Below are 14,164 nucleotides of genomic sequence, written 5' to 3'. Positions count from 1 at the left end.
TCTCCCCATCGAGATGTGCGGGACGACCTTTTGAAACCTGTTCATTCTGCTGCTCCAGAGAGCAGTGGGAAAGATGGCCTCAAGGACGGAAAAGTACACGGTTCTATGTCAATGAGTACCGGCTTTGGGGCCGGTCGAGCTTCAAATGAGCTAGGGAGATACGGGTCATTGGGAGGATGGTGAAATACTCTATCATGAAAAGTGACTTTGTTATTTTTTAGGTCAAAGAATATGACATGCTCTGTTTGTAAGTCTTTATCGGGGTATCTTCGGGCACGCATAGGCGCTTCTTAATGGTTTGGAAAACATGTTTGATGCAGACTTCAAAGGGTCCGCTTATTGTAAATTTGGGATAGTCTGATTTTTTTCATGCTTTTACGTCTGACAAAAAAGTGCCCACCGTTTCTTTTTGTCGGTATCGTTGTATTCGTTGCAGCAACAGTAGGTATATCTTCGCGCTATATCGGGCAGCTTGCTCAGATCTGGCCAGCAAATGCACTGTTGCTGTGGCTGATGATTACTTACCCTCGCTTTAGCCAAAAAAGTTGCTGGATCAGTGCCTCTGTCGGTTACTTACTGGCTGGGTGGATAATGGCTGATCCGCTTTTTACAAATGCCTGGCTCACAACGGCAAACCTGGCTGGCGTTGGTATGGGGTACATCTTGTTTCGGCGCTTGGAACGACAAGAGACAGAGTTGGATGGCCCCCAGTCTGTTCTCGCCTTACTGCTGGTTTGTTCAGGCGCGGCAGGGGCCGCAGCGTTAGTGGGAACAGGAATTGCATTTTCTCTTCCTGGCAGTACCCCGTGGGGGCGCTTTATTTTGTGGTTCAGTAGTGAGCTGAACCGCTATCTCGTCTTGCTTCCTGTCTGTTTTGCAGGAAAAAAATGGTTTTCGGATCTTGCGAATGCAGGCTGGCGCAGTGTGTTGGTAACGTCAGGCTTCAATATCGCGCCGATTGTAAGTCTGGCAGCATCAGTAGTTCTTGCTACCCTCACTGGCGGTCCTGGCGCAATTGCTTTTCCCGTCCCTGCCCTGCTGTGGTGTGCCCTGACCTACAGCGTTCTGCCTATGTGTCTTGTCGTCCTGATTTTTAACGTCACGGTGATGGGAATTGTAGAAGCCGGGCTTCTGAATTTCCATCAGGCGCATGAGACTATTGGTGTAACCGTTTCCTTTCGGCTTGGTCTTTCTTTTCTGGTACTTGGCCCCCTTACAGTAGCAGCTATCATGAACACGCAACGCGCTTTGGTAGCGCGACTGAATCAATCCATTACTTGGGATAGTCTAACGCATGTTCTGAGCCGCCAGGCCTATCTGGAGAGAAGCGCGGCCTTGATTAAGGACGTTGTAGAAAACCAGAAGAACAACGGCGTTGCCATACTTATGATAGACCTTGATCGTTTTAAGGATATCAACGACACGTATGGCCATTTTACGGGAGACGCAGCTCTTGTCGCCGTGACTGCTGCTATTTCTGATGTGCTTTGTCCCGACCAGATTTTTGGCCGCGTCGGCGGAGAAGAATTTGCGATTACCGTTGCTGCTCTTGATGAAAAGATGGCTATCGATCTGGCTGAGAAAATTCGCCAAACGGTAGAGCATGCTCCCTGCCTTCTTGCTGAATCAGGATTACAGATGACTGTCAGTATAGGAGTTGTTTATCGAGGCTGTATAAGTGAAAAAGACTTTCAGTCTCTTCTTACGAAAGCGGACGCGGCATTATATGAGGCTAAAGCATCGGGTCGTAATTGTGTGGTAAAATATTCTCATTTAAATAATTTCTGATTTTTTCTTCGTTTTTAGTTTGTATTTTCTATAATTTTTTTGCGGCGTTCTCTTTTTACGACGGCATAATATTCCCGTAATTCTGATGATGCATCCGAAAAGTGATAATATGAATTAGCGTCTGAAGGAAAATTAGAAAGAGCTAAAAATTTACTCATTTTTCTAAAAAACGGCTGAAGGCGGTCTTCCAATTATATCCCTCTGTCAGGCCCATTGGACTTGCTATGGTTTTGTACCGGATCGGACGTGCGGTTTCTTTTGCATTCGTGGCCTCAATCCGGCGGATCACCTCCAGCAACTATGGGAGGTATGATGTCATCAAGATTGATCCGACCAAGTGGCGGCCATAAGAAACGTTGCGGATTGGTTGCCACATCTTTTCTGTCGTGCTCCGTCCACTGATCGCTCTGTGCTGTAGTCCAGTCCTATCCGACGCTCTGTAACTGTCGATTTGCTCTCTGCGCCTCGGCCCGACGCGCTTTCTGGTCAAGGCAGGATCACGAACGGCCCGTAGTTTACTTCTCGCGGCCGCTGAAGCGATATTTCATACGCCATAGTCGCGAGCTGTTGGGCTGTACGAGAATGGACAAGCCGCCCGTATCAGCGCGTTTGTAAGGTTTTTTCTGCTGGTGCAAGGCGATGCAGTTGAATATCCATCAGCATCGATACCCCCATGTATATCTCGACGCTGTATGAGCGTGAAGGACTATCACGGAGCATTATAAAGTACACAAACAGCAAAAATCGCCAGTTTGATGACACTAAAATCACTATGAATTATTGTGGGACGCATTGAATGGCGGAGGGATGTCAATGTATTTGAACGGTTAATTGTATGATTTTCAAAGAAAATTTTCGATGAGTATTTTATAATACCCCTAATTATGCCCCGGATATTAATCCAACATATTATAGTGGTAATTTGAGAGGGTTACGGAGCTTATAAATGAAGAAACCTGCCTATCTCATGTGGCGTTTGCAAACCTGCTTTTCCTCGCGGAAGATATTATAACTGCACCTCAAACGTCGTATTCCAATGCGATTGCTCGCCTGTGCTCCATAGTATCAGTCTGCCGCCGTGACCTCTGATAATTTGGCGTGCGAGAGGCAACCCAATCCCGTTTCCTCCGGACTTGAATGACACAAACGGCTCGAAGATTTTCTCCCGTAGAGCCACGTCTATACCCGGTCCATTATCGCAAACACGGATAGTAATCGCGTCATTCGCAGTTTTGACAGCCAATTGCACACGAGGAGCGCTTTGGTTGAGAGCAGCCTCCGCGCCATTGTTCAGAAGGTTTAGCAGCGCCTGCTCCATCTGCACGGCATCAAGCCGAACCATGATATGGCCGGACGGTAAGACGACATCCAGCGCCACATATCCTTTCCATCGCGCAGTAAAAATTCGGACAATCTCCTGAACTAATGCACCAAGGTCCGTTAATTTCAGATCCGGCTCTGGCAGGCGGGCAAGATTACGGTACCCACGAACAAAACGATCCAACCCTTCAGTACGGCGACGGATTGTCCCAAGCGCCTCGATGATCAGATCGTCTGTCTCATAACGCTCTCTCTTCAAGCTGCACCGTTCGGCAAACAGATCCTCTGCCGTCGCCGACAGAGAAACGATGGGTGTGAGAGAATTCATGATTTCATGACTCAAAATCTGCAACAGATCACGAAGTGCCTGTGCTTCAGCAGCGTTTAGTCCGGCTTCAACATCTGTCAGTGCCAGATACGCTACGATGCCTCCGGCGCCACCACCCTTCCCTACCGATAACGCGTAGACCCGGGATGGGCCTCCGCTGGACGCTAGCCGGATCAGACGTTTTTCTGGCCCGGTCTTGTCATTTTCTAATGCCATGACAAGTGGCGGTGGTGGATCGCGGAGGACACCGTCCGTCATGAACAGACGCCGCGCCGCGCGATTGGCGGCATGCAGGGTGCCATCAACATACTGGATTAGCAGCGGAACTGGAGCATGGTCCAGCAGCGCCCGATTGCGCAGTTTTTCCCGATCCACAGATCGCACGACAGAAGGTTCCTGTCGTTTCAGGCGTCGTGCCATACGGATCTGTGCCTCTACGACAGAGCCAGCACAAAATAATCCCAAGCACGATAGCAGAACAGCCGTCGCGTAAAACCCGTGCTGCCACGCCGGAGCCGTGATCAGACAGGCTGCTACAATGCCGGAAAGCAGCAGAAGCGTTTCAATCGCAACCCGCATCTAAAGCCCATACCTTGCCATCCGGCGGTAGAGCGCCGGTCGTGTCAGGCCCAGTTCTCGCGCAGCCTGCGTAACATTGAATCCGTGCTTGCGAAGAGTTGCCTCGATCAGGGACCGCTCTGTATCGCGCAGTGTCGGCGTGCTTTTTGAAGCCCCGCCCTGCCCGTCAGATGATGTCCAGCTCCATGTTCCCGTGAGGACCGCCCGCTCAACGGTTGCACGAAGGCTTCGCACGTTTTGCGGCCATGCTTCTCCACAGAGCAACTGACGCCGCTCTTCGTCTATCACGGGCTCCATAAGCCCGTGCCGGACTGAGAAATAGCGTAAAAAATGTCCACTCAGGGCAAGGATATCCTCAGGTCGCTCACGGAGAGGCGACAGCGCCAGTACTACCATTCCAAGATGCAGCATCAGTCGCGGGTCAAGAGCGGCCTCCAAACCAGTATGATCCACAGATGAAAGGGCAATGACCCGTGGGGGCGTGGGTTCATCCAGCCTGTCTGCCAGATGTCGTTGCATGGGTGCAGACAGCGCTTCAAAGTTGCGAAAGATCCACGTTCCGCCTTCTTCCAGCAGTTCCTCGCAATCTTCCGCGCGGATCGTCATTGCAGAATTGCTCTCCTGAGAAAGCGCATGAATGCGCCGTGCAAGAAGCATCTTTCCAACCCCGGAGGGCCCTGTAATGACTAGTGGAGCACGAGTAACGGCCAGGCGATCGGCTTCAGTGACAATACGGCGCAGTTTTTCCGATGCCACGATCATAACAGGATCGGTTTCAGCCGCCTGATCGGCCCGACGCCCCTTTAGGGTTGTGCCAACCAACGCAAGAAGGCGTTCATTATTCCAAGGCTTCATAACGAAATCAGCAGCGCCTGCTCGCATCGCTGCAACCGCAATCGTTACGCCGCTATGACCGGTTACGACGATCACAGGCAAATCCTGACGGAGAACCAGGATATCTCTGAGTAAGGCCAGTCCCTCTGCGCCGCTACTTTCGCCCTTCCTATAATTGAGATCCAGCAGCACAAGGTCCACAGGAAAAGATGCAAGCTGTGTCAGAGCCTCTTCCGCTCCATACGCGGAAAGCATCTCGATCCCACTTCGGCGAAACAACAGCCTCGCAGCAATCTGCACATCGCGATCATCATCGACGAAGAGAAGGCGGGGCACTAACGACTTTCCTTCTCTCGATTCGTTGCGGAAGTCATTCATTTCGATCTTGACTGGCCTTTCAGAGGTGTCCGGTTCCGGACACCACGTTCGAAACCGGACATATCCTAGATAGATACCTTAATTTCTTCCTTATTTATCAATAAGATAAATTCAATCATCTCCATGATACACTGTTTGCGAACAGGAGAAACAGTGCATGGATCAACCCGTTTCCAAAGCGTCGTCGAACACTACGATGCGCCCGGCATCAGGCGCCGTTATGGATCGGGTGGTTCCTCCTTCACGGCGTAAAGTCGTGCTCCGGAAGACTCTGCGTTATGGCGCTCCTGTGGTAGTCATCGGTCTTCTCTGGGCTGGATGGCGTCTCGTACCCGCGTCGGGAACGCTTTCGGTATCTCAGGACCGGCTCACAGTCGCGACAGTACAGTCCGCACCATTTCTCGATTACCTCCCAGTCCGCGCCACCGTTGCTCCACTCAATGTCACTTTTATCGACGCCATACAGGGCGGAGAAGTTTCTGAAGTCGTGGCAAAGGATGGTGCCCTCGTGAAAAAGGGGGACGTTCTGGCACATCTGACCAATCCTCAGCTCCAGTTGGACGTCACATCCAGAGAAGCGCAGATCGCAAGCCAACTCGGTGCAGTTAGTGCCCAGCGCCTGACCCTGCAACAGACCCGCACAAGCGAAGAAACGCAGCTTGCCGAGGCCAGATATAATCTCCTCAAGGCCCAGCGCGAGCTTTCCATCCGCCAGCAACTTCACGGACAAGACTTTGAATCTGACGCGAACGTTCAGTCCTATCGTGACGAAGCTGACTATTACGCCCAGCGCCTAAAACGCCTTGAAAATGCACTGACACTGGATCTGAAGGTCGCGGATCGGCAGGGAAACGAGATCGACGAAGAAGCCCAGCGGCTGCGGTCCAATCTGGACGTCGTGGAGACCAGCCTCAATGCACTCGTCCTTCGTGCGCCGTTGGATGGCCGACTGACCAATTTTGACCTTCAGCCGGGGCAGTCACTGAAAGCTGGAGATAAGATCGGCCAGATCGACAGCGAGGGGCAGTACCGTCTCGATGCGGACATTGACGAGTTCTATCTAGGTCGCGTCGCAATTGGCGAACGGGCCGAGGCTGATCTTGGCGACACAAAACTGCCAATGACCGTATCCCGCGTGCATCCACAGGTCACGAACGGCCAGTTTCGTGCGGAACTCACCTTCGACCGTCCTCCACCAGTGGGATTAAGGCGCGGAGAAAGCGTCGATCTGCGCATCACGCTCGGTGAAACTCATCGTGCTCTCGTCCTGCCAAATGGCGCGTGGTTGGAGGCGAGTGGCGGCTCTTCGGCCTTTGTCATGGCATCAGGAGATCACAGCGCAGACCGGGKTTCAATCACCTCCGGGCGTCGCAATCCCGAGCAGGTCGAAATCACCGGCGGGTTGCATGATGGAGATCGGGTGATCGTCTCTTCCTACAATTCCTACAAGAATTTCAACCATCTCTCGATCCACTGACAGGGCCGAACATCATGCTGATCGAACTTTCTCAAATCCAGCGCCTCTACCGTTCTGACGAGGTGGAAACCACGGCCCTGCAGGACATCGACCTTCAGATCGAGACCGGCGAATTCGTCGCAATCATGGGGCCTTCAGGCTGCGGAAAATCCACCCTGCTCAATATCCTCGGCACGATCGACCGGCCGACCGGTGGCTCCTATCGCTTCGGCACACAGGAACTGACCGCAATGAACGAAGCGGAACTGGCTAAATTCCGCCGGGAACATCTGGGATATGTATTCCAGAGTTTTAACCTGATCGATGAGTTGACGATCGAAGAAAACATCGAACTGGCCCTCATCTACCGTGAGATGCCCAAAAGCGAGCGCAGGGACCGCGTTGCGCATGCCATGGACCATGTCGGCATCGCGCACCGTGCACGGCATTATCCTTCTCAACTCTCAGGCGGCCAGCAGCAGCGCGCGGCCATTGCGCGCGCCATTGTAGGCCAGCCCAGCCTGATCCTCGCCGACGAACCGACCGGTAACCTGGACACCGATAACGGCGCACAGGTGATGGATATCCTCCAGCGCCTCAATGACGAAGGCGCCACTATCATCATGGTCACACACTCCCCCAGCCACGCCGACCTCGCGCGCCGCCGCATCGACATGCTCGACGGTCAGGTCGTGGTCTCCGTCCGCAACGCTATCTGAGGTGGAGTAAGCGTCATGCTCATCACCATCTTGCGCAATATCGTCCGTCAGGCCCGGCGTCAGCCTCTTTATCTGGCTCTCAACGTGATCGGGCTGGGACTCGGTATGGCGGTCTGCCTCGTGCTGACGTTGCAGGTTCGGTATGAATACAGCTTCAACACATCCATTCCTGATGCTGCGAATGTTCTGCGCCTTGACGCTCATCACATGAATCCCGGAAACGCTCCGCAGGAGAACGCCGATGTGCCGTTCATCGCGTTTCCGTTCCTGCATACGGACTTCCCTCAGATCCTTGCCACGACACGCTACGAAACAGCGGATTATCAGCTTCGCGCAGGCGATCGCAGGGTCACGGCCGACACCGCTATGGTCGATCCATCTTTTTTCGATGTCATCACTCTAAAGCTCGAACGCGGCAATGCACGCACGGCGTTGACCCGGCCAGACGCGATCGTCCTTTCAGCCAATACGGCACAGGCCCTGTTTGGTACGACCGACGTGCTCGGACGCATCATCACGACAGACCATGAAGGCCACCGAGTCAGCCAGACGGTAACGGCCATACTCGCTCGTCCAAGCGGGCCTGTGACGATTAGACCGGAGGCTGTAAAGCCCATCCCCTCTTACGAGATGGAAAAATCGCAATTCACACGCTGGGGCTCCAGTGCAGGCAATATTTTCATACGGGTACATCATGCCGTCGATCGCAGTGTAATCTCACAAAACCTGACCCGTTTTGTGATCGATCACGCATCCGGAGATGCGAATAACGACAACAGCGAAGGTATCCATCCCGAACGCCACTTCCGCCTTTCACTGGTCAGCCTGCGCGAAACACATTTTCACGATCTACAGGTCATTGGCGGAGATGAGGCAACCGACCGATCGGTCGTTAATATTCTTGAACTGATCGGTGTTCTGGCGCTCCTGCTCGCCGTTTTCAACGCCATCAATCTCGCAACGGCGCGGGCTGGTCTGCGCGCACGAGAGGTGGCTATCCGTAAGACACTGGGCGCCACGCGAATGGTACTGTTCGTCCAGTTCGTAGGGGAAGCCATAGTCAATACCGCCGTGGGGGGCGCACTCGCGCTCGCCCTGTGTGAAGTTGCCCTCCCTTTCACGGCTGCCCTCACCGGTACGACCCTGCATATGGACTATGGCTTTACGCTTCCCTTCCTTTTCGGCGTCGTATTGCTGACTGGCCTTGCCTGCGGCCTCTACCCGGCGATCATTCTTTCGTCCTACCAACCGGCACACGTCCTTGCCGCAACCCGGATGCCGTCCGGCGGCCGGAGCGCGGTGCGTCTGCGGAATGGGCTCGTCATCATACAGTTCGCATTCGCCGTGGCCTTCGCGATCTGTACGCTCGTGGTGAACCGGCAGGCCAATTTCATGCAGGCGCTGGATCTGGGCTTCGCACGTGAAGGCGTGCTTATCAGTTCCGGTGACATGGCGAATGATGCCGGAAAGCAGCGTGCCCTCATCGAAGCCCTGCGTCACACCCCTGGCGTGGTGTCCACATGTCTCTCTGAACTCACCCCGAATATCGACAATCGTCACCGATTTGATGTCACACCCGTTGGATCGCACGGCGGAGACATTCACGTCCTTGGAGATACGATCGTTGGCGACTATGTTACGACTTATCGCCCCCGCCTGCTTGCCGGGCGCTGGTTTGACAGCAGCCACGGTGAAGACGACAGCCCCGGGGACGATGCATTCTATAAGGCGCCAGGTAAAACCTGGAACGTAGTCCTCAACCATACCGCCCTGTCCCGACTGGGGTTTGTCACGCCTGAAAGCGCTGTTGGTGCTTTGGTCAAGGGCGGAGGTGTCACGTTACGGGTCATTGGCGTGACCGAAGACATGCGTTTCATTTCCGCACGCGAAGACGTCTCACCCCAGATCACGTTCTATTCCACCGCTCCTCAGACCTATCCGCACGCATCGGTCCGCTTTTCTGGTGCCTCTGAAAACATCATGAGAACACGTCTTAAGTCGGCATGGGATCAGGTTTTCCCGGATGCCCCTTCCAGCTTCGAGACAGTTGAGGAACGTATGTCAACGTTCTACATCACGGAACAGAGACGCGGCTGGCTGTTCTCCATTGCCTCAGGAATTGCCGTCACTATTGCGTGCCTCGGGCTGTATGGGCTTGCGTCCTTTATTGCACTTCGCAGAACGCATGAAGTCGGCATCCGCAAGGCTTTGGGGGCGACGAGCCAGAAGGTCCTCACGCTCATGTTGCGTGATTTCCTGCGGCCCGTGCTTGTCGCCTGCGCCCTCGCCGCTGTCCCGGCATGGCTCGTGGTGCAGTCCTGGCTTTCAGGCTTCCATCAGCGGATCGCCGTCTCATGGCTCGATTTCGCGATTGTCGTCAGCGGAACGATTGCCATCGCTGCCCTTACCGTCCTTGGACAAACATTACGTCTCGCCCGCGCCGAACCTGCCCGTGCGCTCAGAGCGGAGTAAGCGTCATGCTATCCCATATCGCCCTGGTTTTCTGGCGCGGCATCGTCCAGCGCCGTCTGTTCACAACACTGAACGTGCTTGGCATGGCACTGGGTATGGCAACGTTTCTCACGTTGGCCCTGATCGTACGCTACGAATTCAGCTTTGACCGCTGGATTCCACGCGCTGCGGACATTTACCGGCTGGACGCGTTCGATGACAGCGAGGCGTCCGTCTCCAGCATTCGCCTCATCGACGCATTACGCGCCGAACATCCGGACTGGAACGCGACCGCCGTCCTGCGAGGCTTTTCCGGAGCGACCATTCGCGTCAATGAAAACGCCTGGGACGTCTTCATTGCGCGCACCGACCCGCATCTCTTCGATGTCTTTGCCCTGCCGCTTCTGGAAGGAGATCCCGCAACTGCTTTGGTCCCAGACGGCGTGGTCCTCTCACAGGCAGAAGCACTACGCTTCTTCGGGACCGACCATAGCATTCTTGGAAAAACACTCGACCTGACCCAGAAAGGGCAGACTCACAGACTGCATGTCACGGGCGTTCTGAAGGAACTTCCCGCGAATACCACACCACGATTGGACATCATTGTTCCGTCTTCGGAGGCAGCCCTGCACATCAATAATCTCTGGCCAATGGCCACATCTGAAATCTGGCTGCGGGTCTCGCCATCGGTCGCATCTCAATTCCCCACCCTCCTCCAAGGTCTCGTACAGCGACATGCCGCAGGGCTGTCGGAACAAGACGCTAAAAAATATGTTGTCCGCGGACGTGCTCTCACCAGTCTGCACTTCTTCGACGCCACCATTGGTATGCGAGGGACTGATAAACGCCTGCCAGTGATCCTCGGCATCGTTGGTCTGCTGGCACTTGGCGCAGGGCTGCTTAACTTCGTCACACTGTCCACGGCTCTTGCGGCAACCCGGGCCCGTGAAGTCGCGATGCGCAAGGTGCTGGGAGCGACGGTCTTGATGCTGGGGCTGTCGTTTACGGCAGAAGCCATCGGGCTGGCATTGATCGCGGCCTTTGTCGCCCTCGCCCTGACTGAACTGACGCTGCCCTGGATCACGACGCTGAGTGGCTGGCCCATCCGGCTCGATTTCGGCTTTGCAGTGCCTCTCCTTATCATTACCTCCGTCATCGGAGGGGCCTGCGCAGGAGCCTATCCCTCATGGGTCCTCTCACGCTTCCGGCCGGCTACGGTTCTCTCCTCAGCCCGCCTGCCAGGAAGCGGTCGCCTCGGGAGCCGCCTGCGCGAAGGGCTGACCATCGTTCAGTTCTCCTTCGCTGTGACACTGACAATCTGCACGCTGGTCATCTGGCGCCAGACGCACCTGCTCCAGACCATGGACCGTGGGTTCCATCAATCCGGCCTTCTCGTAAGCCATCTGCCGAATGACCCGACCGAGCGTCTGCGCCAGCAGCGATTAAGCGATCTTGTACGTGACCTTCCAGGTGTCACTGGCGCCACGGTTTCAGATGATGCGCCCGGTGGAGGCAGCGCAGGTATAACCTTCGACACAACCCGCCCAGGAAATGCAACGCCTGCCATACTGGCTGTGATCGGAACACAATCCTCGACGCTTCCTGTCTGGGGGGCACACCTTCTCGCCGGGCGCCTGTTCGACAGCTCTCATGATTACGACAGTCGCCCTATGCCCGCGGCCCCATTCGACAGTTTCCTCACCGGCCAGGCGTTGGCGTTCGGCACACATAATGTCGTCATCAATGAATCCGCAGTGCGAGCGCTTGGGTTCGCTAATGATGCAAGTGCCATCGGAACGCCGATTACATTGCATGGAAAGGATATCCAGACGATCATCGGCGTCATTGCCGACATGCGTTTCAAGGACAGTCGGGCCAGCGTCACACCTGCGCTTTACTATGCCATATCAGGACCGATTGGGTACGGCGTACTCTCTGTCCGCTACAGAAACGCTCCTGAAAACACAACGCGAGCAGCAATCGCTACGATCTGGAAGCAGGTCTACCCGGAAAGCGCGCTGAATCTGCGCAGTGTCGGTGACATCATTGATGAGGATGTCCGGCCAGAACAGCAGCGCGGAATGCTGATGATTGTCGCCTCCTTTGTGACTCTCTCTATTTCCTGCGTCGGGCTCTACGGCATCGCCGTGTTCAACGTCCGCCGCAGATTATTCGAAATCGGGGTCCGCAAAGTGCTCGGCGCAACAGCCCAACAGGTGACGCGCCTTCTGATCCTCCAGTTCCTGCGGCCAGTCATGATTGCGAACATCGCCGCCTGGCCGGTTGCCTGGTGGGTGATGCGTAACTGGCTGTCCGGGTTTGACCGGCGGATCAGCCTTTCTCCGCTCTATTTTGCTCTGACTGCCCTGATCGTACTCGCGCTCGCCGTTCTCACCACTCTGTTCCAGATCCGCCGCGGTGCCCGCAGTGCACCGGCCATCGCTCTGGGCTCTTCATGAACCGCTGCTCTACTCACCACTCAGGACCCTGCCCGAATCATGAGACACAGCACGCCCCTCGTTCTTGCCCTGCTGGTCGCGTCCACGGCCGCTTTCCCAGTCATTGCAGATGCTCAAACGTTGCAGGAGGCTTTGGCTCTCGCCTACCGAAGCAATCCGACACTGCGGGGTGAGCAGGCCAATCAGCGCGCCATTACCGAAAACTCAGCGCAAGCCAGATCAGGCTGGAGGCCAACCGTTCAGCTCAACATGGACGCTTCCTATCAACAGGGGCCGTACACCAGCGCCTTTGCGCTTGGCTCCTATACGTCCAACTCTGCTGAAGGTTATGTATCAGCCAAGCAGACGCTGTACTCATTCGGCCATGTCGCCAATCAGGTCCGTGCAGCGGACGCCCGCTCCCAGGCGGAGCAGCATCAGTTGAGGCTCGTCGAGGCGCAGGTCTTTACCAATGTCGTCACGGCCTACATGAATGTATTGCGAGATCGAAACATACTCGGCGTCCGTCGCGCAGATCTGGAGATGCTGACAAGGCAGGTCCAGTTGACAACCTCGCGTTACAATCTCGGCGGACAGCCCTCCGAACAGGTTACGCGCACCGATGTCGAGCAGGCGGAGACGCGCCGACGGTCAGCAGAGGTTGCCGTTACACAGGCTCAGGCCACGCTTGCAGCATCCGTGGCACAGTTTCGCGCGGTTATTGGCGCAGATCCCAGTGAACTCACAATGCCAGACAGCCTGCCGGGCCTGCCTGCAACGCTCGATCAGGCGCTGAAAACTGCGCTTACACTGAATCCACAGCTCGCCCAGATGCAGGAAACAAAGAAAGCCACGTCTGCCGACATCGACACCGCCCGCTCACAGTGGGGGCCACAAATTCAGGTTCAGGGCACTTTCGGAACGATCGGTCCCGCCTCACCGTTCCGGGGTGGACAGTATGGCGAACAGGTGACTGGCGTCGTGCAACTCGTCCAGCCCCTCTACAACGGAGATCTGTACAACTCCCAGATCCGCCAGGCTCGCAACATAGACGAACAGGCCCGCGAGAACATTGAACTCGCGCGGCGGACCGCGCTTCAGGACGTGGCAACCAACTGGCATGCCGTTGAAAACGGATTACAGGCTATCAGTGCCGGGATTGCCGAAGTCAAATCCGGTGAGACGTCTCTCAAGGGATACCAGATCGAATATGGCTACGGTCTGCGGAGCACGACCGACGTCCTCTATGCCGATCAGAACCTGCGGTCAGCCCAGGTGGAACTCGCCAGCAGTCGTCATGATACCATCGTCGCAGAAGCAACGCTCCTCGCCGCGATGGGACGGCTTCAGAGTGGGGATCTCCTACCCGGAATGCCTCATTATGACGCTGCGGCAAAACTTCAGCATGCGCGGACACGCGGCTGGGAACCTCTTCAGGCGCCGATCTCCGCTATCGACAAGGCTGGCTGGTAAGAAAGGAGAACCTGATTATGTTCGCCGATACTCTCAGAGCCACCTGGCGCACTCTTGCCGGTCAGAAACGCTATACATTTCTCAATCTGGCGGGCCTCGCACTCGGCATTGCCGTGTTCCTTACGATGGCACTGATCGTGCGTTACGAAAACTGGACTTGCTACGGTTTTGTGCCGGTTGACTGAGCGTTTTAAGCTCACATCGGGAGAGGCACGGAACCATGGCAGTGACGCACACAGAAGAATTCCGCCGTGAGGCGGTAAGGATTGCCTTGAGCAGCGGTTTGTCACGGACCCGCGTGGCAGCGGATCTGGGGATTGGCAAATCGACATTGGGACACTGGATTTCGCAGTATCGGACCGCTGATCTGTCAGTGCCTGAACCGCAGGCCGATCTGGTC

General features: G+C 55.4%; 10 protein-coding genes. 8 read left to right on the top strand and 2 right to left on the bottom strand.

Translation table 11 applies throughout. The annotated features are described in order from the left end of the window. Positions 1 to 369 precede the first annotated feature (369 nt). Positions 370 to 1,788 (top strand): GGDEF domain-containing protein, encoded by a 1,419-nt coding sequence (locus tag KP708_RS08940; RefSeq protein ID WP_215750926.1) that lies wholly within the window; start codon positions 370 to 372, stop codon positions 1,786 to 1,788. Between the two features lie 1,006 nt (positions 1,789 to 2,794). Here KP708_RS08940 and KP708_RS08935 read toward each other — a convergent pair. Then, positions 2,795 to 4,015, bottom strand: coding sequence for a PAS domain-containing sensor histidine kinase (locus tag KP708_RS08935; RefSeq protein WP_215750927.1), 1,221 nt, complete (start codon positions 4,013 to 4,015; stop codon positions 2,795 to 2,797). Then, positions 4,016 to 5,185: a response regulator gene (locus tag KP708_RS08930; protein WP_215750928.1), complete on the bottom strand. Its 1,170-nt coding sequence runs from the start codon at positions 5,183 to 5,185 to the stop codon at positions 4,016 to 4,018. 199 nt (positions 5,186 to 5,384) lie between these two features. On the opposite strand from KP708_RS08930, the gene KP708_RS08925 reads away from it, so the two are divergent. The 7 genes from KP708_RS08925 to KP708_RS08895 form a co-directional block, all read left to right on the top strand. Beyond that, a complete protein-coding gene (locus tag KP708_RS08925; RefSeq protein ID WP_252348091.1) occupies positions 5,385 to 6,704 on the top strand; it encodes an efflux RND transporter periplasmic adaptor subunit in 1,320 nt (439 codons plus the stop codon). Between the two features lie 14 nt (positions 6,705 to 6,718). Continuing rightward, positions 6,719 to 7,402 (top strand): ABC transporter ATP-binding protein, encoded by a 684-nt coding sequence (locus KP708_RS08920; RefSeq protein ID WP_211498061.1) that lies wholly within the window; start codon positions 6,719 to 6,721, stop codon positions 7,400 to 7,402. Between the two features lie 15 nt (positions 7,403 to 7,417). Further along, the gene (locus tag KP708_RS08915) at positions 7,418 to 9,874 is read left to right on the top strand and encodes an ABC transporter permease (protein WP_215750929.1); all 2,457 of its coding nucleotides are present in this window, start codon (positions 7,418 to 7,420) and stop codon (positions 9,872 to 9,874) included. A 5-nt stretch (positions 9,875 to 9,879) separates the two neighbouring features. Continuing rightward, positions 9,880 to 12,312: an ABC transporter permease gene (locus tag KP708_RS08910; RefSeq protein WP_215750930.1), complete on the top strand. Its 2,433-nt coding sequence runs from the start codon at positions 9,880 to 9,882 to the stop codon at positions 12,310 to 12,312. A 39-nt stretch (positions 12,313 to 12,351) separates the two neighbouring features. After that, positions 12,352 to 13,764, top strand: coding sequence for a TolC family outer membrane protein (locus KP708_RS08905; protein ID WP_215750931.1), 1,413 nt, complete (start codon positions 12,352 to 12,354; stop codon positions 13,762 to 13,764). A 17-nt stretch (positions 13,765 to 13,781) separates the two neighbouring features. Further along, positions 13,782 to 13,949, top strand: a complete 168-nt coding sequence (locus tag KP708_RS08900) for a hypothetical protein (protein WP_215750932.1) — start codon at positions 13,782 to 13,784, stop codon at positions 13,947 to 13,949. Between the two features lie 35 nt (positions 13,950 to 13,984). Beyond that, a partial coding sequence (locus KP708_RS08895; protein ID WP_215750933.1) for a transposase occupies positions 13,985 to 14,164 on the top strand: 180 nt, incomplete at its 3' end.

This window comes from Gluconobacter sp. P5H9_a (assembly GCF_018812085.1).
GTDB lineage: Bacteria > Pseudomonadota > Alphaproteobacteria > Acetobacterales > Acetobacteraceae > Gluconobacter.
Note: the sequence above shows the minus strand (reverse complement) of the source record. Positions and strands in the feature narration are given on the sequence as shown.